A 21,601-nucleotide genomic window follows, 5' to 3' on the forward strand; every position below is an offset into this window, starting at 1 on the left:
TCATGCAAGCACTCGTACTGGAACAAGCGCATTCCATCACCCTGCGCGATATCGATTTGCCGCTGGCCGTCGGCCCGCGCGACGTGAAAATCAGGATTCACACCGTGGGCATCTGCGGCAGCGACGTGCACTACTTCAAACATGGCAAGATCGGCCCCTTCGCCGTTGAAGCGCCGATGGTGCTCGGCCACGAGGCGTCCGGCGTGGTGGCGGAAGTGGGCGATGAGGTGACGCACCTGAAGGTGGGCGACAGGGTCTGCATGGAGCCGGGCGTGCCGCAGTTCGATTCGCCAGCCACCATGCGCGGCCTGTACAACCTGGACCCCGCCGTACGCTTTTGGGCCACGCCGCCGATCCACGGCTGCCTCACGCCGTATGTCGTGCATCCGGCCGCCTTTACCTTCAAGCTGCCCGACAACGTCAGCTTCGGCGAAGGCGCCATCGTTGAACCGCTGGCCATCGGCCTGCAGGCGGCCAAGAAGGCGGCCATCAAGCCGGGCGACGTGGCCGTGGTAATCGGCGCCGGCACCATCGGTGCCATGAATGCGCTGGCCGCGCTGGCGGGCGGCTGCTCGCGCGTGATCCTGGCCGACCTGGTGCCGGAAAAGCTGGCCCTGTTCGCCGGCAATCCCGCCGTGACCACGGTCGACGTGCGCCACGCCAGCCTGGCCGATACGGTGCGCGAACTGACGGATGGCTGGGGCGCCGACATCGTTTTCGAGGCCAGCGGCAGTATGCGCGCCTACGACAACATCGTCGACCTGCTGTGCCCGAACGGCTGCCTGGTACTGGTCGGTATGCCGCCCGAGAACGTCCCTTTCGATATTGTCGCCATCCAGGCCAAGGAAGTGCGCATCGAGTCGGTCTTCCGCTACGCGAACATCTTCCCGCGCGCCATCGTCTTGCTGGCTTCGGGCAAGATCGACGTCAAACCCTTCATTTCGCGCACCTTCGGTTTTGCCGACGGTGTGCAGGCGTTCGAGGAAGCGGCCAAGGGCCATCCGCGCGACGTCAAGATCCAGATTGAACTGGCAGGAGATTAATCATGGCAAACATCGCCTGCAGGCAGCTGCACAAGACTTATGACGAGAAGACGGCCGTGCTGCAGCCGTTCGACCTGGAGATAGCCGACGGCGAATTCATCGTCCTGCTGGGGCCATCGGGCTGCGGCAAGTCGACCTTGCTGCGCATGATCGCGGGCCTGGAAGACATCAGCGGCGGCGAGCTGCACATCGGCGGCGCCATCGTCAACGATTTGCCACCGCGCGCGCGCAACGTGGCGATGGTGTTCCAGAACTACGCGCTGTATCCGCACATGACGGTGTACGACAATATCGCCTTCGGCTTGCGCCGCCTGAAGGTGCCGAACGACGAGATCGAGCGCCGCGTGCGCGAGGTGGCGGCCATCCTCAGCCTGGACAGCCTGTTGGAACGCAAGCCGCGCGCCATGTCGGGCGGCCAGCAGCAGCGCACGGCCATTGCGCGCGCCATGATCAAGACGCCGCAGGTGTTCCTGTTCGACGAGCCGCTGTCGAACCTGGACGCCAAGCTGCGCGCGCAGCTGCGCGCCGACATCAAGCGCCTGCACCGCCGCCTGCGCACCACCACCTTGTACGTCACGCACGACCAGCTGGAAGCCATGACCCTGGCCGACCGGGTGGTGCTGATGAAAGGCGGGCATATCGAACAGATCGGCACGCCGGCGGAACTGTACAACCATCCGCGCACCCTGTTCGCGGCCGGCTTCATTGGCACCCCGGCCATGAACTTCATCGATGGCGTCGTCGAAAAAGAGGGCGGGCAAACGGTGCTCGTGTGCGCCGGCTACCGCTGGCCATTGATATCGCCCCGCTTCACCGCGCTGGCCGAGGGCACGCGCGTGGTATTCGGCCTGCGTCCGAATCACTTGCGCGCGGCGCTGCCGCAGGAGCAGGCAGGCACGCATGGCCTGGCGTGCGTGATCGACCTGGTCGAGCTGCTGGGCGCCGAAGCGCTGATCAGCTTCCAGTGCGGCGCCCTGACCTTGTCGGCGCTGCTGCCGGCGAACGCGGCCAACAGCGCGGCGCAGGTGGGCCAGACCCTGGCGCTGGCCTTCGATGAAGAGCACATGCACCTGTTCGACGCCGACAGCGGTCTGGCTTTGGCGCTCAATGCCCAGGTAAGTGGTTAGAATAGCTGGCAACGAGACCGCGCAAGGGAACTGCCGTGACGCCTGACCTGGAACTGATCCACAAACCGATCCATGAATCGTTTCGCGCGTGGGCGCACGGCTTTCCGCATACGGTGGCGAAATGGCATTTTCATCCCGAGTACGAACTGCACTTCATCATCACGTCAAACGGCAAATTTTTCATCGGCGACCATATCGGCAGCTACGGGGCGGGCAATCTGATCTTGACGGGGCCGAACCTGCCGCACAACTGGGTCAGCGAACTGCCGGAAGGCGTGGTCTTGCCCGAGCGCGACCTGGTGCTGCAGTTTTCCGGCGACTTCATCGAACGCTGCGCGCTGCTGTTCCCGGAAATGGCGCCGCTGAAAACCCTGCTGGGCGAGGCTGCCAGGGGCTTGCAATTTCCCGATGCGCTGGGCCTGCGCCTGGTGCCGCTGATGAAGGAATTGACGACGGCACAGGGCTTGCGCCGGGTTGAACTGTTTACGCGCCTGTTCGGCGAGCTGTGCGAGTGCCGCGAGCGGCGCCCGCTGGCCAGCGTTACTTACCTGGCACAGGCGGGCCGCTACATGTCGTCGACCATCAACCTGGTGCTGGCGTATATCAAGCAAAACATCACGCTCGATTTTTGCGAGCAGGACGTGGCTGACGTGGCGGAGATGAATACGCTCAAGTTCACGCGTTTCTTCCGCAAGCATACGGGCACCTCGTTCATCCAGTACGTGAACCAGGAGCGCATCGCGCTGGCCTGCGAGCTGCTGATGAACACGGACATGAAGGTCACCGATATCTGCTACCGCACGGGATTCAACAACCTTTCCAATTTCAACCGCCAGTTTTTGGCCCACAAGCAGATGTCGCCGTCGAAGTTCCGCTCCTGCCTGCTGATGAACATGCCCGATCCGTCCGGCGACGGCCATTCTTAACTTTATTCTGGAATCAAATGACTTATCTCGGTATCGATATCGGCACTTCCGAAGTCAAGGCCATCCTCACCGATGACGCGCAAACCATCGTTGCCAGCGCCGGCGTGACCCTGCGCGTGTCCAGCCCCCATCCCGGCTGGTCGGAACAGAATCCCGAAGACTGGTGGCACGCCACCCTGGACGTCATCGCCGCCATCCGCGCCGCCCAGCCGGTGGCGTTTTCCGGCTTGCGCGGCATCGCCCTGTCGGGCCAGATGCATGGCGCCACCCTGCTCGACAAGCAGCAGCACGTGCTGCGCGCGGCCATCCTGTGGAACGACACGCGCGCCTTTGCCGAATGCGTGGAACTCGAGGCGCTGGTGCCTGAGTCGCGCGCCATCACGGGCAACCAGGCCATGCCCGGCTTTACGGCGCCCAAGCTGCTGTGGCTGCAAAAATACGAGCCATCGCTGTTCCGCGCCACGGCCAAGGTCTTGCTGCCCAAGGATTACGTGGCCCTGCGCTTGACGGGCGAGTATGTGTCCGACATGTCCGACGCTTCCGGCACCCTATGGCTGGACGTGGCCAAACGCGACTGGTCCGAGCGCATGCTGGCCGCCACCGGTTTGACGCGCGAGCACATGCCGCGCCTGGTCGAAGGCAGCGCCGCCGCCGCGCAGGTGCGGCCCTCGCTGTGCCAGGAATGGGGCATCGCGCACCCGGTGCTGCTGGCCGGCGGCGCGGGCGACAATGCGGCGGCGGCTGTCGGCCTGGGCGTGGTGGAGCCGGGCGCCGGCCTGCTGTCGCTGGGGACGTCCGGCGTGCTGTTCGCGGGCAGCGACGGCTTTGCGCCGAATCCGGGCCAGGGCGTGCACGCGTTCTGCCACTGCCTGCCCGAGCGCTGGCACCAGATGAGCGTGATCCTCAGCGCCGCGTCCAGCCTCAGCTGGGTAGCACGGCTGACGCAGTCTTCCGACATCGGCGAATTGGTCAGCCTGGCGGAAAACGTCGAGGCGCGCACGGCGCCCGTCTTCCTGCCTTACCTGAGCGGCGAACGTACGCCGCATAACGACGCTTCCGCGCGCGGCGTGTTTTTCGGTTTGTCGACGGAACACGGGCGCGCCGAACTGGCCTACAGCGTGATGGAGGGCGTGGCCTTTGCCATGGCCGACGGCAATGCGGCCTTGCGCAGCGCCGGCACGCATCTGGAAGAAGCATCGTTCGTCGGCGGCGGTTCGCGCAGCCGCTTCTGGGCCCAGCTGTGCGCGAATGCCTCGGGCTTGAATGTGCTGCGCCACGACCACGGCGTGGCTGGCGGCACTCTGGGCGCGGCGCGCCTGGCGCAGATGGCCGTGACGGGCTTGCCGCCCGCGCAGGTGTGCACGCGGCCAGCCGCGCAGGAGACAATCGCGCCGCAAGCGTCGGCTGTGCTGGACGAACGGCTGGCGCGCTACCGGCGTTTGTATCCGCTGCTGCGCGCGGAGTTTGCGGGAGCGGCTGCGGTGTAGCGCTGAAGCGACCGGCAAGATTGCCGGCCTGACCATGCTGCGAGCGCGTCACTATGGCCAGGAAGTCAACCTTTCCTTGTAATTTGTTGTTTCTATGTTGAAAGTGTTTCTTTAGCGAAAGCGTTGCTTGGTTTTTCACGGGGCGCGCCGCATGATTTCCCCATTTGGTGAGAATTGGATAGTTTTGGCGGCGCCTTTGTTGCCATCCTGTTCTTGCCGCCGGGAGAAACCCATGCAACTCGCGAATCTGAAAATCTCCATCCGCCTCGGTCTGTTGGGCGCCTTCTTCTTTCTTGCGCTGGTGTTCGTCGGTGCGCGTGGCTGGAGCGCGCTCGACGCGGCCAGCGCGCGCAGCGCGGACGCCATGCAGCGCTCCGTGGCCCTGACGGAAGCGGTCGATGCGGCGCGCAGCGCGCAGGTGGAATTCAAGATCCAGGTGCAGGAGTGGAAAAATATTTTGCTGCGCGGCGGCGATACGGCCGCCTTCCAGCGTTACCGCGAAGCGTTTGTCGCCAGCGGCGCGCAGACGCGCAAGGAATTGAAAAGCCTGCAATCGATGATGGCGGCGCTGGGGCTCGACACGGCGCCCGTGGCGCAGGCGCTGCAGGCGCACGACGGGCTGGGCGTGAGCTACCTGGCGGCCCTGCAAAAATTTGATGGCGCGCGCGCCGACAGCGCCCACGTGGTCGATGCGCTGGTCAAGGGCATGGATCGCGAACCGACGCGCCAGATCGACGCCATCGTGACGACCATCGGCAAGCAGTCGCACAGCCTGATGGCGCAAATGAAGGAGCAGGACGCGGCCGCGCACCGCAGCGCCAGCATCGCCATGCTGGCCACCGTGCTGGTGACCCTGGTCGTCGGCAGCGTCACCGTGTGGTGGCTGATCCGCAGCATCACGGTGCCGCTGGGCGCGGCTGTCGGCATCGCCCAGCAGGTTGCCGCCGGAGACCTGCGCGCCGTGGTGGCCGATGGCAGCCGCGATGAAATCGGCGACCTGCTGCGGGCCCTGAAAGCCATGAGCGGCAACCTGGCTGCCATCGTGGGACGTGTGCGCACCGGCACGGACGCCATCGCCATGGCCTCGGCGGAAATCGCCAGCGGCAATATGGATCTGTCTTCGCGCACGGAAGAACAAGCCAGTTCGCTGGAAGAGACGGCCGCCTCGATGATCGAACTGACGTCCACCGTGCGGCAGAATAACGACAACGCCGACCAGGCGCGCCAGCTGGCTGGCGGCGCGTCCGACGTGGCGCAGCGCGGCGGCGCAGCCGTGGCGCAGGTGGTGCAGACCATGAGCCATATCAATGCTTCGTCCAAGCGCATCGTCGACATCATCGCCGTCATCGACGGCATCGCTTTCCAGACGAATATCCTGGCCCTGAATGCGGCTGTGGAAGCGGCGCGCGCGGGCGAACAGGGGCGTGGTTTCGCCGTCGTGGCGACGGAAGTGCGCAGCCTGGCGCACCGCTCGGCCGCGGCGGCCATGGAAATCAAGCAGCTGATCGGCGAATCCGTGCGCACGGTGGAAGAGGGCAGCGTGCTGGCCGGCCAGGCGGGGCGCACGATGGATGACGTGGTGAGCAGCGTGCAGCGCGTGAACGCCATCATCGGCGAGATCGCCGTGGCCAGCGTGGAGCAGCGCGACGGCATCGAGCAGATCAGCATCGCCATCAGCCAGATGGATGGCGTGACGCAGCAGAACGCGGCCCTGGTGGAGCAGGCCGCCGCCGCCGCAGACGCGCTGCAGCAGCAGGCGGCCAGCCTGGCCGACGCCGTCAGCATCTTCAAGCTGCACGGCACGCCCGGCGTGGCCGCAGCGGCGGGCGCCGCCCCGGCCCGGACGCTGTCGCTGGCTTGAAGCACACGCGCCGCGCGCCGCTTGATGCCAGTCAAGCGGCGCCCGATCAGGCAAATATCGCGCCAAAATTCTTATATTATTTCCTTTCAGCATGTATCTGCGCCCGGCCGCATGGCGCACGTTGCAAAGGAAAACTATGTTCCGTACTTTCCGCCTGCCGGGTGACGTATGACGGCGCTGCTGCTGGCGCTGTGCCTGGCCCTGGCCATGGTGCTCGCCGTGCTGCTGGCCTGCCAGTGGCGGGCGGCGCGCATGTGGCGCATGCGCCATGCGACGGGCGTGGTGCTGCAGGCGGCGCAGGCGCAACGCATGGCAGATGCGCTGGCGCTGCTGCATGCGCTGCCGGCGGCCGTCATCGGCACCGACCACGATGGCGTGGTGCGGTACCTGAATCCCCGCGCCAGCGCCATGGGCGGCTTGCAGGGCGACGATGGCCCGGGCAAGGCCGTGACGCAGCTGCTGCCGCTGTTTCATGATGGCACGCCCATCGATGCGGCGCGCCAGGTGCGCGACTGCGTGGCGCGGCAGGAAGTGCTGGAAGTGGCGCGCGGCGCCGTGCTGTTGCGCCATCTCGACGGCAAGCGCATCGACGTGCAATACAGCTGCGCGCCGCTGGCGCAGGGCGGCGCGGTGCTGCTGCTGCACGATGTGTCGGCGCGCCGGCGCGCCGAGCAGCAGCTGGAATTCATCGCCCACCACGACGGCTTGACGGGTTTGCCGAACCGTTTGCATTTCCAGATCCGCTTCGAGCACGGCATCGCCTACGCGCGCCGCCACCAGGGGCTGCTGGCCGTGCTGTTCGTCGACATCGACCGCTTCAAATCCATCAACGACAGCCTGGGGCACGACGTGGGCGATCAGGTGCTGACGGAGTTCGCGCGCCGGGTGCAGCAGTGCGTGCGCAAGGTCGATACGGTGGCGCGCCAGGGCGGCGACGAATTCATCATCCTGCTGACGGAACTGCGCACGGCGCACGATGCCGAGCGGGTGGCCGAAAAAATCGTCCGCGCCATCGCCGCGCCCTTCGTCATCGGCGAATACAGCCTGTCGGTGGCGGCCAGCGTGGGCGTGGCCCTGTACCCGGACGACGATGACGACGTCAATGCGCTGATCGAAAAGGCCGACCTGGCCATGTATGCGGCCAAGCGCCACGCGCCCGGTACTTGCCAGCGCTATGCGCCGCGCATGCAGACGCAGTCGTATTCGCGCACCATCCTCGAGACGGCGTTGCGCCACGCGCTCGAACGCAATGAATTCGTGCTGTACTACCAGCCGCGCATGGACTTGAAGACGCGCAGGATCACGGGCGTGAAGGCGCTGCTGCGCTGGAAGCACCCGGAACTGGGCCTGATGATGCCGCTCGACTTTTTGCCGGTGCTGGAGGAAAGCGCCTTGATCCTGCCGGTCGGTGCCTGGGTGCTGGCCACGGCCGTGGAGCAGGCGCGCAGCTGGATCGCGCAGGGGCAGATGCTGACGGTGTCCGTCAGCCTGTCGGCGCGCCAGTTCTACCAGCGCGATATCGCGCGCAATTTCGCCGCCGCGCTGGAGGTGGCCGGCGTGCCGGGCCATTGCATCGAACTGGAAATCGTCGCCGGCATCCTGATCGACAGCAACCAGAACTGCGAACTGATACTGCGCCAGTTCCGCCAGCTGGGCATGGCGATCGCCATCAGCGATTTCGGCACGGGCGACGCTTCGCTCACTTACCTGAAACGCTTTCCCACGGATGCCGTGAAGATCGAAAAGTGCTTCGTCGACGACCTGGGCAAGCCGGGCGGCGATAGCGCCGTGGTGCGCGCCATCGTGGCGATGGCGCGCACGCTCGGACTGCGCACCATCGCCGGCGGCGTGGAAAGCGGCGAGCAGCTGGAACTGCTGGCCGAGATGGGTTGCGACGAAGCGTTCGGCTATTTTCTCGGCCGCGCCGTGGCGCCCGAGGACATCGAGGCGCTGCTCAAAAGTAGCGAAGCCATTCAGAACTGATAGCGCAGCGACAGCATGGCGTTGCGCGGATCGCCGTAGTAGCCGCCCATGCCCGTCGAATAGTAGCGCTTGTCGAAGACGTTATTGACGTTCAGGGTCGCCACCAGCTGCCTGCTGACCTGGTACTGCGCCATCAGTCCCGCCACCGCATACGCCTTCTGCGTGAAGCGTTCGCCATTCGGTCCGCGGTCGTCCATGTAGATATCGCTCTGCCAGTTCACGCCGCCGGCCAGCACCAGGCCAGGCATGCCTTGCGCCAGGCGCCAGGTGGTCCACAGCTTGGCCATGTTTTGCGGCTGGTTGGTCTGGATGCGTGCGCCGGCGGCATTGCGGATGCGACTATGCGCATAGCTGGCCGTCAGCTGCCAGTCGGGGCGCAACTGGCCCGATACTTCCGCCTCGAAGCCGCGCGTGGTGGCGCCCTTGACCGTGTGATAGGCGTAGGAGCCGCCGCCCGTGCCGATGATCCAGACATTGCCCGGATCGGCTTCGGCCAGGTTTTCCTGCTTCAGCTGGAAGACGGCGGCGCTGGTGGTGAGCTTGCCGCCGAAGAATTCCCCCTTGGCGCCCACTTCGTAGTTCTTGCCCTCGAGCGGCGCCAGGAAGCGGCTGTTGACGTCGCGCTGGCTTTGCGGCGTGAAGATGCTCGTGTAGCTGGCATAGGCCGACCAGTTTCGGCCCAGGTCGTAGACGAGGCCCGCATACGGCGTGATCTTGCCGTTTTCGCGCATCGCGTCGTACAGGTCCGTGTCGGCATCGTAATCGCTGCGGATGTCGCGCTTCCAGTACGACAGGCGCGCGCCCAGGATCACCGACAGCGCGTCCGTCGGGCGCAGGCGCAGCGTCGAATACAGGCCGCTTTCGCGCTCCTTGTCGTACGAGCTGCCCAGGCGCGTGCCGCTGTAGTCGGGCACCGGCATGTCGCCATTCCAGGCGTGGATATTCGGCACCGCATGATCATAGCCGGCCAGGCGCCAGCCCGGATAGATGGGGCTATTCGTCTCGAGTTCCGAGGCGCTCACGCCCAGCACCAGTTCGTGCTGGCGGCCGAAGGCCTGGAACGGTCCGCTGACGTACGCGTCGAGCGAGGTCTGTTGCGGCTTGCTGTGCCAGTTGGCCAGCCACAGCCGCATGCCGCCGCCCGTCATGCGGTCCGGGTAGCCATTGCCGGAAAAACCCTGCAAGGCATCGTACTGGTTGCTGCTGCGGCTGACGGCCAGCTTGGCGATCCAGTCGTTGTCGAAATAATGGTCGAGCGTGGCAAACAACATGCTCTGTTCGCGGTCATACGTGCTCCATGCGGCCGTGCCGTTCATCGAGCGGGGGAAGCGGGTCTGCGAGCCGTCGGCATAGAACATGGGGAATTCGCGGCCCGCGCCCTTGAGCTTTTCCTGCTGGTAGTTGATGCCGGCGCTGAGCACCGTCGACGGCGTCAGGTCCGCTTCGACGATGGCGTACAGCACGTCCTTTTTCTGCCGGTAGCGGTCGATGAACGAGCGCTGGTCTTCATGCGCGGCGACGAGGCGCGCGCGTACCTTGCCGTCCGCCGTCAACGGCGTCGAGACGTCTCCTTCGATGCGGTAGCGGTCCCATGATCCCAGCTGCGCGCCGGCCGTGGCGGCAAAAGCGCGGCCCGGGCGCTTGCGCACCAGGTTGACGGCGGCCGACGGACTGCCCGTGCCGCTGATCAGGCCCGTGGCGCCGCGGATGATTTCGACGCGGTCGTAGATGGCCATGTCGTAGGTGCGCGCTTCCAGGTTCTTGCTGGTGGGGATGCCGTCGAACATGTACGACGTCACTTCGAAGCCGCGTGAAAATACCTGGTCGTATTCGCGTGTGCTCGACGAATGGTCGACCGTGATGCCGGGTGCCTGCACCAGCACGTCCTGCAAGGTGCGCAAGCCCTGGTCGTCGATCTGCTGGCGCGTGATGACGCTGACGGCCTGCGGCGTTTCGCGCAGCGACAGATTCAGGCGCGTGGCGCTGGTCAGGCCCGCGTAGCCACGCTTGCCTTCCGTGGTGCCGTCGCGCAGGGCGCTGGAGCTGACGGCCACTTCGTCCAGGGTGGCGGCAATCGGCGCGCCGGTCGATGCGGCACCGGCCTTGCGCAGCACGTAGCTGCGTTCCCCGCTGGGCAGCGCCTCGAGGCCCGTGCCGGCCAGCAGGCGGGCCAGTGCTTGCGGCACCGTGTAGCTGCCGCTCAGGCCAGGCGTGCGCACGCCTTGCAGCAGTTCGGCCGCCGCGCCCACGCTCACTTTTGCTTCGATGGCAAAGCTGGCGATGGCGGCGGACAGTTCGCCGGCCGGCACGTGGAAGAGCGTTTGCGCGGCGGCTGGCGCGTTGGCATCGGCCGCCATGGCCGGCGCTTGCGCCAGCGACAGCAGGATCAAGGCGCTGCCGATGGCGCGCGCGAGGGGAGTCAAACGGGGTGGGTGCATGGTGTGGCCTTTCCGGTGAGTGTCGTTGTCGTACTTACAGGACAGGCCATGCCGAAAAAAGGGGCCAACTTTTCACGATTATTTTTTGCGGGCCGCGATGGTGACCCAGTACGGGGTGCGGTACAGCACGTCGACGGGCAGCATGCGCGCCAGGCTGTCCAGTACGGCGTCCGTGTCGTCGAGCTGGAAGGCGCCCGACAGGCGCAAGCCCGCCACTTGCGGCTCCACGCGCAGCAGGCCGGGGCGGTAGCGTGACAGCTCGAAGGCGAAGGTGTCGAGGCGCATGTCCTGCGCCACCAGCATGCCGCGCGCCCACGCATCGGCTTGCAGCGGCGCCGGCGTGGGCAGGCCCGTGTGATTGGCGTCGAAGCGGCTGTGCTGGCCCGCCACGAGCGTGCGGACGGTGGCCGATGCCGCGCGCGGCGTGATTTCCACCGCGTGTTCGAGCACCGTCACGCGGCTGCCGTCGTCGTCGACGCGCACGGTAAAGCGCGTGCCCAGCGCGCGGATGCGGCCATGGCAGGTGACGATGATGAAAGGGCGGCTGCCCGCATGGTCGGGGCGCGTCTGCACCAGCACTTCGCCGCGGCGCAGGGTCAGCCGGCGTTCGCCGGCGCCATACGCCACGTCGACGGCGCTGTCCGTATTGAGCACCACGGTGCCGCCATCGGGCAGCGAGACTTCGCGCCGTTCGCCCACGCCGCTGCGGTAATCGGCCAGCATGTCGTGGCGCACCAGCAGCCAGGCGGCGGGCGCCGCCATCAGCGCCAGCAGCACTTGCACGGCCACGCGGCGCTGCGGCCGGCGCAGCACGGACACGGCCAACTCCGGCGGCAGCAGGCCTGCCGTCTGGCTTACCTGTCGCACCCTGTTCCAGGCGCGCGCGTGTTCCGGGTCGCGTGCACGCCACTGGGCGCTGGCTGCCAGGTCGTCCGGCGTGGCCTGGCCTGACTGCTCCAGCAAATACCATTCGACGGCCTGGCGCGCCACCTTGCGCGACAACGGTGGATATGGCGAAGTGGCCGCGCTCATGCCGGCAAGTCCTGCGCCAGCAGCACGCATTCGGTCAGCGCCTCGGCCATGTAGCGCTTCACGGAACGCTCGCCGATGCCCAGCTGCGCGGCGATGTCCGCATAGGCATGGCCTTCGATCTGCGCCATGATGAAGACGGCGCGCACCTTCGGTTTCAGGCCGTCGAGCATGGCGTCGACCGCTTGCAGCGCCTGCAGGATTTCCGCGCGCTGTTCGGTCGATGGCGCATGCTGTTCGGGCAGGGCGGCGAGCGCGGCCAGCCACGCGCGTTCCAGCGACTGGCGGCGCAAGTGGTTGATCAGCAGATGTTTGGCGACGGTCGCCAGGTAAGCCTTGGGCGCGCGCAGGGCCGGCGTTTGCGGCTGCATGGGCGCGCCGGCGAGCAGGCGCGCGAAGGTGTCGTGCATCAGGTCGGCCGCCTCGGCAGCATTGCCCAGGCGCCGCTGCAGCCAGTACGCCAGCCAGCCGTGGTGCGCGCGGTAATGGCTTTCCAGCTGCGTGGGCAGCAGGGGTGGCATGGCCATGATAATTACAGCACTGCCAGCGCGACGGCGGCCAGCAAGGCCGCCACGCCGATGATGCGCGCCAGGCGCATGGCCTGGTGGGGCGCATACGGCAGCAGCCAGATCAGCAGCAAGCCGCAGCCCGTCAGGCTGCCGACCCAGTAGACGAGGCCATAGCCGCCGCCGGCGATGTGCATGGCCCAGACCAGGGCCGCCGCCAGCGCCAGCCAGCCTGCCCATTGCAGGCGGCGGCGCAGCGGCACGGGCGGTTCGGCGCCGCGTCCGTGCAGGTCGGCGTAGTGGCGGTCCATGGCCAGACACAGCGAAGACAGGCCCGCATAGCACAAGGCAAAGACGAGGAAGTTCGACAGCAGCTCCATCACGCGGCCTCCATCGTCTGCGCCGGTTGTACTGGCGCCGCCTTGGCCGCTTTCACGGGCAGCGGTTTCAACTTGAACGCCGCATACGCGAGGCCCAGGCCCAGTACCAGCACCACCAGGTCGAAGGCGGCCACCGCCACCGGGCCACGGCCCAGGAACAGTGTGACGCCCAGGTGCGAATTGGTGGTAAAGACGTTCAGCACAGGGAGCGACGCCAGCAGGAAGGCGCCGGCGGCCAGCTGCATGCGCCACATGGCGCGTGACGGGCGCAGCTGGGCGATGATGGCGGCCAGGGCCCAGGCGCCGAAGAAGCAGGCGATTTCCTCTTGCGGCCGGTCTTCCATCGCCACCGGCAGCAGGCGGTTGGCCCAGAAGTAGGCGCCGAAGGCGATCGGGATGCCGGCGATGGCGCCGATGTTGAGCGCCTCGACCAGGCGCAGGCCGAAGCTGGCGCGCTTGCCGGCGGCCAGCGCCTTGGCCTGCTTCTGGCGCGTCTTGACGGCCCATAGCAGGGCGCCCGTGGCGACCATGGCGCAGCCGGCCAGGCCGGACAGGAAGAACAGGGCGCGCAGCAGCGGGCCGCCGAAATGCGCGACGTGCAGTCCCACCATCACGCCTTGCGTGGCGGCCGCGCCGGGCTGTGCGTCGCCGTCGGTCGACAGCAGCTTGCCGGAAACGCCATCGAATTCCATCGATGGCTGCTTCGACGACATGTCGCGCCCGCCCGCGCGCGTCAGTGAAATGGTGGCGTTGGCGTCGCCCGGGTGGCTGACGGAAATGCGTTCGACCTTGCCGCCGCCCCAGTGCTGTTCCGCCTGGCGCACGAGGGGCGCGAGCGCCGTCAGCGGGGCGGCCACGCCGGCCGGCTTGCTGTCGCCCGAGCGGCCGGGAAACGCTTCGGCGAAGAACGCGTCCTTGTCGCCCTTGTAGGCGGCCGTGGCGCCCGATGGCATGTACAGGAACATCAACGTGACCAGGCCCGTGTAGGTGATCATGATGTGGTAGGGAAGGGCCAGCACGGCCGTCACGTTGTGCGCATCGAGCCACGAGCGCTGGCCCTTTTTCGGCCGGAAGGTAAACAGGTCCTTGAAGATGCGCTTGTGCGTGACGATGCCGCTGATGATGGAGACGAACATGAACATGGCGCAGAAACCCACGATCCAGCGGGCCCATATGGCCGGCATGTAGTGCAGGTCGAAGTGCAGGCGGTAGAGGAATTCGCCGCCCCGCGTCTCGCGCGGCTTGGACAGCACCTCGCCCGTGGCCGGGTCGGCTTTTTCGCTATGAAAATTGCCGCGCCGTCCGCGTTTCTTTTCGCCCGGTTGCGACGGCTTGCTCCAGCCCAGTTGCGTAGCGGCGCTGCGCTCGCCGGGCAGGCTGATGAACCAGCGCGTGGCGCCCGTGGCCCGCTCTTCCATTGCCTGCTGCGCGACCTTGGCAGCTTCCTCGGTGCTCACTTCGCTGGCGGCGGCGCCATGCAGTTCGGGCTGCATCCATAGCGTGATTTCATTGCGGTAGTAGCTGGCCGTGCCGGCGCAAAACACCAGCAATAAAATCCAGCAGACGAGCAGGCCGGACCAGGTGTGCAGCCATGCCATCGACTGGCGGAAACCTTCTTTCATGCGAGACTCCAGGATAGTGCGTCCATCCACTGCAGGATGGCGGCGATGACGGCGGCCGGCATCAGTAGGCCCAGCCAGGCGCGCAGGGCGCTGCGCGTGGCGAAGACCCACATCACGGCGCAGGTGTAGATGGCAAACGACAGCAGGGTAGCTGCCATGACGGCTTCGGAACGGGCCATGGGCAGGCTTACCGACAGCAGCATGGTGACCAGCGCGGCCAGCACGTAGCCGCCGACGATGGCCGCCACGCTGCGCGAGGCCACGCCGAGCCGGTACACGGCGCCGGCGGACAGCCGCAGGCGCGGCATCTTAATGATGGCTGGCGCTGGCATGGTCAGTCGTGATCCTTGCTGGGCGGCAGGGCCGGGCCGGCCGGCAGCGGCGTCACGCCTTGCGGCTGCACCAGGCTCAGGGTGGTCACGAACATGGCCTTGTCATAGGCTTGCGCGCCGCGCTGGCCGGCCGTCTTGTCCGTGTGCTGCACTTCCAGCACATAGGTGCCCTTCCATGGCAGCGGGAAGCTGACCAGGCCTTGCGCATCGCTCCACGCTTCCTTGCCCCAGCCCGATTGCACCACGGCGTTGACCTTGGCTTGCGCCAGCGGCTTGCCCTGGTAGCTGACCTGGAACTGGCCTGGTTTGCCGGTCGGCACGAGGTCCAGGGTCAACGCTGGCGTCTGCGCCTTGCCGTCGGCGATCAGGCGCGCGGCCGGGACCCACACGGTGCGCGTGGCCTTGCCATCCTTTTTCTCTTCCCACGACGGGTAGTTGTCTTCCTCGACGATGATGCTTTCGCCGGCGCCCACCTTGCCATTGAGGAGGAACGCGCCGGTCGTCTTGCTTGCCTGCAGCGGCTGCGTGCCCTTGGCCGATACCCACGTCACGTTCTTGATGCTGAACTTGTCGAGCAGGCCGGGCGACGCTTCGCGCAGGTTGTCGCCGAATTCGCCGAAGTAGACGCTGGCCGCCTTGCCGTCCTGCTGCAGCCAGATCTGGTGCGCGCTGGCGCTGCCGGAGACGAGGGCTGCGCCCAGCAGGGCGGTGGCGAGAGCGCCGAGGCGCGCGATGGAAGTGATGTGCATGGTGTATCCCTTATCTTGTTATGTGAGTGGAAAATCGGCTCGTATCGTGCTTCAGTACTGGTAGCGCAGGTTCAGTGCCACGTTGCGCGGCTCGCCGTAATAGCCGCCGTTATAGAAGCCCACGCGGCGGAAATACGTCTTGTCGAACAGGTTGTTGACATTCAGGCTGGCCGACAGTTTCGGGCTGATCTGGTAGCGCGCCATCAGGTTGGCCAGCACGTAGCTGCCCTGGCTGACCCGGATCTTGCTTTTGTTCGGCAGGGTGGCTGTCGTGTAGATCTCGTTCTGCCAGTTCAAGCCGCCGCCGACGGTGACGTTTTGCAGCTCGCCCGGCAGGCGGTAGGTGGTCGAGACGCGCAGCATATTGGTCGGCTGGATGGTGTTGGTCACCACGCCCTTGCCCGTCTTCGATTTGTTGTGCGTGTAGCCGGCGAACAGCTGCCAGCCGCTCAAGGGGCTGCCCGACACTTCCGCTTCGTAGCCTTTGCTTTTCGTGCCCTTGCCCGAAGAGACATAGGGACGGCTGCCATCGGGCAGCACGAAGGTCAGCGGCACCGATCTGTCTTCCTCGCCCAGGTTGTCCTGCTTGGCTTCATACACGGCGAACGAAGCATTCACGGCGCCGTCGAAGAATTCGCTCTTCACGCCCGCTTCCACGTTGCTGCCCGTGATCGGGTCGAGGAAGGCGTTGTTCTTGTCCTTCAGGTTTTGCGGCTTGAACAGGTCGGTATAGCTGGCGTACAGCGAGGTGCTCTTGCTCACGTCGAGCACCATGCCCGCATACGGCGTGACGACGTCGTCCGTCTTGTAGGCGGAGCTGCGCTTCACGAAACGGCCCTGGGTGTCGATGCGGTCGTTATATGTTTCCCAGCGGGAGACGCGCGCGCCGGCCAGCACCTTGAAGTTGTCCGTGACGTTGATGCGCGTGGCGATGAAGGCGCCCGACTGCTTGGTGGTGGCGACGTCGCGCGCGCCCGTGCGCGTCAGCACCGGCTCGGGCACGTCGCCCGTCCAGTGGAGGAAGTCGGGGATGGTGGTGGCGTAGGGCAGCGGATCGGGCAGCAGGGTTTCATTCGTCGTGCCGGTGCGCTTCCAGCCGTTCACGCCCAGCACCAGGTCGTGCTGGCGGCCCAACAGGGTGAAGGCGCCATTGGCCGACAGGTCGAAGTTGTCCTGCTTTTCATCGTAGGGGAAGGCGCCGCTCCAGACTTCCAGGCCGCTGCCGTCGCGGTTGGGAAAGCCGCTGCCGCCGTAGAACAGCTTGCCGTTCGAGGAGCTGTCCAGGCGCCCGTAGGCAGCCTTGATCTTCCAGTCATTGGCGAAGCGGTGCTCGAGGTAGACGTATTTGTTTTCGAATTCACGCTCCCAGCTGCTCCACTTGGCCGCCATGTTGAACGAGCGGGGCATGTTGGCCGAGGTGCCGTCCGAGAAGAACAGGGGCGTGGTGCCCCAGCTCGTGCCTTTCGGCGTGTTCTTTTGATAGTCGATGCCGGCCGTCAGCAGAGTGTCCGGCGTCAGGTCCGCCTCGACGATGACGGCGCCCACCAGCTTGCGTTCCTTGTACAGGTCCATATAGGAATGGCGGTTCTGGCCTGCCACGACGACTCTTCCGCGGATGCTGCCGTCGGCGTTCAGCGGCGCGCTGATGTCGCCTTCGAGGCGGACTTTGTTCCACGAGCCCACGGTCAGGCCGGCCGAGGCGGCGAACTCCTTGCCGGGACGCTTGTGCAGCATGTTGATGGTGGCCGACGGGTCGCCATTGCCGCTGACCAGGCCCGTGGCGCCGCGCACGATTTCGATGCGGTCATAGATAGCCGTGTCGAACAGTGCATTGCTGCCGGAATTGACGGCCACGCCGTCGATCTGGTAATTGCCGATGGAAAAGCCGCGCGCCGAAAAGCTCGTGCGTTCGCTGTCGTTTTCCTGCACCGTCACGCCCGTCGACTGCACCAGCACCTCGGCCAGGCTGTTCAGCCCCATGTCGTCCATGCGCTGGCGCGTCACCACGGAAATCGATTGCGGCGTTTCGCGGATGGACAGGCCCATGCGCGTGGCCGTGGACATCTGCTTGGTGGTGTAGGAACCCGTGTGCTCGGTCGACGCCTTGTCTTGCTGGGCCTGCACCTTGATTTCGCTCAAGGTGGCTTCTTCGGGCTTGGCGGGCGCTTCCGCTGCCAGGGCCGCGCCCGCGCCCAGGGCCGCCGTCAGCAAGGCCGAATGCACGGCGATGGCCAGCGGCCGCAATGCAACCTTGGAAATGGGTGGGGAAAACGGGCCGGCAACCATGCCGGCCAGCGAACGTGCTCGCGCCATGAAACATCCTTCTTCTCGTGCGCCTGCCTTTGTGCGGCACACAGGTATTGATAGGGGAAGGCTTGCTTGGCGTAGTGCCTGGCTGGCGCAGCGTGTCATCCAGCTGCGCACCAGCCGGTGGCTGCGTGCAGACTCTGGTGAGAGCCTAAATGTGAATGAGAACTATTCTTATTATAGTGCGGGGTTGCGAGACATGCAAGAGTGAGGTGCGGCATTGCCGCAGCCAGCGTAAGCGGTTTACCGCACCGTGGCAGACGTACAACGCTTTGCCGCCAGCCCCGCATGCGTTAACATGCAAAGTTAATATGGAGGCAAGATGGCTATTCAAATCATCAATACGGCGCCGATAGCCGGCCAGCGGCCAGGCACCTCGGGCCTGCGCAAGAAAGTGGGCGTGTTCAGCCAGCCGCAATACCTGGAAAATTTCGTGCAGAGCGTTTTCGACACGCTCGGCGACTGCCGCGGCCAGACCCTGGTGCTGGGCGGCGACGGGCGTTACTACAACCGCGCGGCCATCCAGACGGTGCTGCGCATGGCGGCCGCGCACGGCTATGCGCGCGTGCTGCTGGGGCAGGGCGGCATCCTGTCGACGCCGGCCGTCAGCTGCGTGATCCGCAAGCAGGGCGCGAGCGGCGGCATCATCCTGTCGGCCAGCCATAACCCGGGCGGCCCCGATGGCGATTTCGGCATCAAGTACAACATCGCCAGTGGCGGCCCGGCGCCCGAAAAGGTCACCGAAGCCATGTTTGCGCGCACGCAAGCCATCACCGAATACCGGATCAGCGACGCTGCCGATATCGACCTCGATACCCTGGGCACCGTGCGCATCGAGCAGATGACGGTCGAAGTGATCGATTCCGTCGCGGACTACGCGGAACTGATGCAGCAGCTGTTCGATTTTGACGCCATCCGCGCCCTGTTCGCGGGCGGCCTGCGCATCTGCTTTGACGGCATGCACGCCGTCTCCGGCCCGTATGCGACGGCCATCCTGGAAGGCATGCTGGGCGCGCCGAAGGGCAGCGTCATCAACGGTCTGCCCCTGGAAGACTTTGGCGGCGGCCATCCGGACCCGAATCCCGTCAACGCGCAGCAGCTGATCGCCATCATGGCCGGCGCTGATGCGCCGGACTTCGGCGCCGCCTCCGATGGTGACGGCGACCGCAACATGATCGTCGGCCGACGCTTCGACGTGACACCCTCGGACAGCCTGGCCATCCTGGCCGCCAACGCCAGCGTGGCGCCCGGCTACCGCGCCGGTTTGTCCGGCATCGCCCGCTCCATGCCCACGTCGGGCGCGGCCGACCGGGTCGCTGGCGCGCTGGGCATACCGTGCTACGAGACGCCGACGGGCTGGAAGTTCTTCGGCACCCTGCTCGACGCCGGCATGGCCACCTTGTGCGGCGAAGAAAGCTACGGCACGGGCTCGAACCACGTGCGCGAAAAAGATGGCCTGTGGGCCGTGCTGTTCTGGCTCAACCTGCTGGCAGAGAAGAAGCAATCGGTGGAAGACATCGTGCGCGCGCACTGGGCCATGTATGGCCGCAACTACTATTCGCGCCACGACTACGAAGACATCGACAGCGCTTGCGCGGCGCAGCTGATGGATGCCGTGCGCGGCCAGCTGGCCGCCTTGCCGGGCCAGGTCGTCAATGGCTACACGGTGGCGCTGGCCGACGACTTCAGCTACACGGACCCCGTCGACGGCTCCGTGGCCACGCAGCAGGGCATCCGCATCATCATGACGGACGGCGCGCGCATCGTGCTGCGCCTGTCCGGCACGGGCACCGAGGGAGCCACCCTGCGTTTGTACCTGGAACGCTACGAAGCCGATCCGGCCCGGCACGATATTCCCACCCAGGAAGCGTTGGCGGGGCTGATCGCGGTGGCGCAGCAGGTCGCGCAGATCCGCGAGCGCACGGGGCACGATGCGCCGACGGTGACGACCTGACAAATACAACCTTCAAACTGTCATTTCGATTTACAGTTTGAGGGTTGTATTATGAATTTACAGCGTTTGGGTTGTATTTTTAAAATACAGCCTATGACTTGTATCTTGTTTGATTGCTTCTATACTATGAGCTAACCGTCCGGAGTTACCTCATGCGCTACCCCATCAAAACCCTGCAGCAACTACGCCCTTTGCTGATCAGCTACCGCAAGCAGGCTGGACTTACCCAGCAAGCCCTGGCGGAGCGGCTTGGCGTGACACAGCAAAGTTACGCGCAGATCGAAGCCAATCCTGCTTCGACCAGCGTCGAGCGCCTGTATCTGATATTGCGCCTGCTTGGTGTGGAGATGGAATTGGCAAGTGCCGATGCTATCCCCGCGTCCAGAGGTAGCATGGGGGGAATGCGGCCGGAAAAAATCGTTCCCCCATCCGGGGAGAAGGACGTCTGGTAAGTCATGGGAAGAAAAGCACATGCGCAACGCCTGAACGTCTGGCTGAACGGTACGCCTGTCGGCTGTTGGGATGCCATGCCAGGCAAATCCTCGTTCACGTATTTCGATACGTGGCTCGATGACGAGGCCGGACGACCATTGTCGCTCTCCATGCCCTTCAAGCCGCACAACGAGGCTTACCGGGGCGCCGTGGTCCAGCATTACTTCGATAATCTGTTGCCCGACAGTGAACCGATCCGGCGCCGTCTGGCCTTGCATTTTCATACCGACGGTATTGAACCGTATCAACTGCTTGCAGCAGTCGGGCGAGACTGTGTCGGTGCGATCCAGTTGCTGCCGCCCGGTGAAACGCCGGTGGATCTGTTTTCCATTACAGGCGAGCCGCTCGATGCGGCGGGCGTCGCCGGCATCTTGCGCAATACTCTTGCCGAGAAACCTTTTGGGCACGGGACAGAAGCGGATGAGCTGCGCTTGTCGATTGCCGGTGCTCAGGAAAAAAGCGCCTTGCTGTGGCATCAAGGCCAATGGCACCGACCCACGGGCAACACTCCCACTACGCATATCTTCAAATTGCCGATGGGGCTGGTGGGCAATATGCAGGCCGACATGCGCACCTCGGTGGAAAATGAATGGCTGTGCTCGCAAATCATGCATGCTTTCGGGCTACCTACGGCCTCCTGCTCGATCCAGACCTTCTATGGGCTGAAAACCCTGGTGGTCGAACGTTTCGACCGCCGCCTTTCGCATGACGGCAGCTGGATAATACGATTGCCGCAGGAGGATTTTTGCCAGGCTACCGGCACCTCGCCGTTGCGGAAATACCAGGCCGATGGGGGGCCAGGGATTACCAGGATCATGGAGATTTTGCTCGGTTCCGCACAAGCTGAAAGTGATCGACAACGGTTTTTCAAAACGCAGCTCATTTTCTAGCTGCTGGCAGCCACCGATGGACATGCCAAGAACTTCAGCATCGTTCACCTGCCCCATCGCCAATTCCAGGCAACCCCGCTGTATGACATCTTGTCCGCCCATCCGATCATCGGCAATGGCGCGCATCAGCTTGCGTATCGGCGCGCGAGGCTGGCCATGGCGCTGCGCGGAGCGGGAAATCACTATCACATCGACGAGATCCAGCGCCGCCATTGGTCCAGCCATGCCCGGCAAGTCGGCCTGGGCGCGGCCGTTGCCGAACATATCATCGAAGAGGTATTGGCCAGCGTGGATGACGTCATCGCTCAAGTCAGTGCGCTTCTGGCGCAGGATTTCCCCGCTGATGTAGCCGCATCCATTTTCGATGGATTGCGGCGGTCAAGCAAACGGCTGCGCGAGATGCCGGCCTGAATAGTACGACTGGAAATAAAAAAAGCGCCCGACCATTGCTGGCGGACGCTTCTTTTCACTTCAC

Annotated in this window: 16 protein-coding genes and 1 pseudogene; 9 read left to right on the top strand and 8 right to left on the bottom strand. The window is 65.3% G+C overall.

The genetic code is table 11. From position 1 onward, the window contains the following. Nucleotides 1-2 precede the first annotated feature (2 nt). The 6 genes from SKZ59_RS03625 (at nucleotide 3) to SKZ59_RS03650 (ending at nucleotide 8,427) form a co-directional block, all read left to right on the top strand. The gene (locus tag SKZ59_RS03625; protein WP_319990862.1) at nucleotides 3-1,043 is read left to right on the top strand and encodes an NAD(P)-dependent alcohol dehydrogenase; all 1,041 of its coding nucleotides are present in this window, start codon (nucleotides 3-5) and stop codon (nucleotides 1,041-1,043) included. Between the two features lie 2 nt (nucleotides 1,044-1,045). After that, nucleotides 1,046-2,170 (top strand): sn-glycerol-3-phosphate ABC transporter ATP-binding protein UgpC, encoded by a 1,125-nt coding sequence (locus SKZ59_RS03630; RefSeq protein ID WP_319990863.1) that lies wholly within the window; start codon nucleotides 1,046-1,048, stop codon nucleotides 2,168-2,170. Between the two features lie 35 nt (nucleotides 2,171-2,205). Next, nucleotides 2,206-3,096: an AraC family transcriptional regulator gene (locus tag SKZ59_RS03635; protein WP_319990864.1), complete on the top strand. Its 891-nt coding sequence runs from the start codon at nucleotides 2,206-2,208 to the stop codon at nucleotides 3,094-3,096. A 17-nt stretch (nucleotides 3,097-3,113) separates the two neighbouring features. Beyond that, the gene (gene xylB / locus SKZ59_RS03640; RefSeq protein ID WP_319990865.1) at nucleotides 3,114-4,583 is read left to right on the top strand and encodes a xylulokinase; all 1,470 of its coding nucleotides are present in this window, start codon (nucleotides 3,114-3,116) and stop codon (nucleotides 4,581-4,583) included. Between the two features lie 232 nt (nucleotides 4,584-4,815). After that, the gene (locus SKZ59_RS03645) at nucleotides 4,816-6,444 is read left to right on the top strand and encodes a methyl-accepting chemotaxis protein (protein ID WP_319990866.1); all 1,629 of its coding nucleotides are present in this window, start codon (nucleotides 4,816-4,818) and stop codon (nucleotides 6,442-6,444) included. A gap of 168 nt (nucleotides 6,445-6,612) precedes the next feature. Then, nucleotides 6,613-8,427: a putative bifunctional diguanylate cyclase/phosphodiesterase gene (locus tag SKZ59_RS03650; protein WP_319990867.1), complete on the top strand. Its 1,815-nt coding sequence runs from the start codon at nucleotides 6,613-6,615 to the stop codon at nucleotides 8,425-8,427. Here SKZ59_RS03650 and SKZ59_RS03655 read toward each other — a convergent pair. The 8 genes from SKZ59_RS03655 to SKZ59_RS03690 form a co-directional block, all read right to left on the bottom strand. Next, nucleotides 8,418-10,865, bottom strand: a complete 2,448-nt coding sequence (locus tag SKZ59_RS03655; protein WP_319990868.1) for a TonB-dependent siderophore receptor — start codon at nucleotides 10,863-10,865, stop codon at nucleotides 8,418-8,420. The genes SKZ59_RS03650 and SKZ59_RS03655 overlap by 10 nt on opposite strands. A gap of 78 nt (nucleotides 10,866-10,943) precedes the next feature. Further along, the gene (locus SKZ59_RS03660) at nucleotides 10,944-11,897 is read right to left on the bottom strand and encodes a FecR domain-containing protein (RefSeq protein WP_319990869.1); all 954 of its coding nucleotides are present in this window, start codon (nucleotides 11,895-11,897) and stop codon (nucleotides 10,944-10,946) included. Next, on the bottom strand, nucleotides 11,894-12,421 hold the full coding sequence (locus SKZ59_RS03665) for a sigma-70 family RNA polymerase sigma factor (protein WP_319990870.1): 528 nt from the start codon (nucleotides 12,419-12,421) through the stop codon (nucleotides 11,894-11,896). Before SKZ59_RS03665 ends, SKZ59_RS03660 begins: the two co-directional genes overlap by 4 nt. Before the next feature lie 5 nt (nucleotides 12,422-12,426). Continuing rightward, nucleotides 12,427-12,780 carry a DUF3325 domain-containing protein gene (locus SKZ59_RS03670; protein WP_319991089.1) on the bottom strand — a complete coding sequence of 118 codons (354 nt, stop codon included), beginning with the start codon at nucleotides 12,778-12,780 and terminating at the stop codon, nucleotides 12,427-12,429. Beyond that, nucleotides 12,780-14,402 (bottom strand): PepSY-associated TM helix domain-containing protein, encoded by a 1,623-nt coding sequence (locus SKZ59_RS03675; protein ID WP_319990871.1) that lies wholly within the window; start codon nucleotides 14,400-14,402, stop codon nucleotides 12,780-12,782. Before SKZ59_RS03675 ends, SKZ59_RS03670 begins: the two co-directional genes overlap by 1 nt. After that, nucleotides 14,399-14,734, bottom strand: coding sequence for a DUF3649 domain-containing protein (locus tag SKZ59_RS03680; RefSeq protein ID WP_319990872.1), 336 nt, complete (start codon nucleotides 14,732-14,734; stop codon nucleotides 14,399-14,401). The genes SKZ59_RS03675 and SKZ59_RS03680 overlap by 4 nt, the downstream gene beginning before the upstream one ends. A gap of 2 nt (nucleotides 14,735-14,736) precedes the next feature. Continuing rightward, the gene (locus SKZ59_RS03685; protein WP_319990873.1) at nucleotides 14,737-15,483 is read right to left on the bottom strand and encodes a DUF4198 domain-containing protein; all 747 of its coding nucleotides are present in this window, start codon (nucleotides 15,481-15,483) and stop codon (nucleotides 14,737-14,739) included. Nucleotides 15,484-15,534: 51 nt separating this feature from the next. Continuing rightward, the gene (locus SKZ59_RS03690; protein ID WP_319990874.1) at nucleotides 15,535-17,796 is read right to left on the bottom strand and encodes a TonB-dependent siderophore receptor; all 2,262 of its coding nucleotides are present in this window, start codon (nucleotides 17,794-17,796) and stop codon (nucleotides 15,535-15,537) included. A 316-nt stretch (nucleotides 17,797-18,112) separates the two neighbouring features. Here SKZ59_RS03690 and SKZ59_RS03695 point away from each other — a divergent pair, with 316 nt between their 5' ends. From SKZ59_RS03695 to SKZ59_RS03705, 3 genes and pseudogenes are all read left to right on the top strand, one after another. Next, nucleotides 18,113-19,744 carry an alpha-D-glucose phosphate-specific phosphoglucomutase gene (locus SKZ59_RS03695; protein WP_319990875.1) on the top strand — a complete coding sequence of 544 codons (1,632 nt, stop codon included), beginning with the start codon at nucleotides 18,113-18,115 and terminating at the stop codon, nucleotides 19,742-19,744. A gap of 152 nt (nucleotides 19,745-19,896) precedes the next feature. Then, nucleotides 19,897-20,196, top strand: a complete 300-nt coding sequence (locus tag SKZ59_RS03700) for a helix-turn-helix transcriptional regulator (RefSeq protein ID WP_070301402.1) — start codon at nucleotides 19,897-19,899, stop codon at nucleotides 20,194-20,196. 3 nt (nucleotides 20,197-20,199) lie between these two features. Continuing rightward, nucleotides 20,200-21,537: pseudogene (locus tag SKZ59_RS03705) on the top strand (type II toxin-antitoxin system HipA family toxin). Nucleotides 21,538-21,601: the final 64 nt, after the last annotated feature.

This window comes from Janthinobacterium sp. GMG2, assembly GCF_033949445.1.
Lineage (GTDB): Bacteria > Pseudomonadota > Gammaproteobacteria > Burkholderiales > Burkholderiaceae_D > Janthinobacterium > Janthinobacterium aestuarii.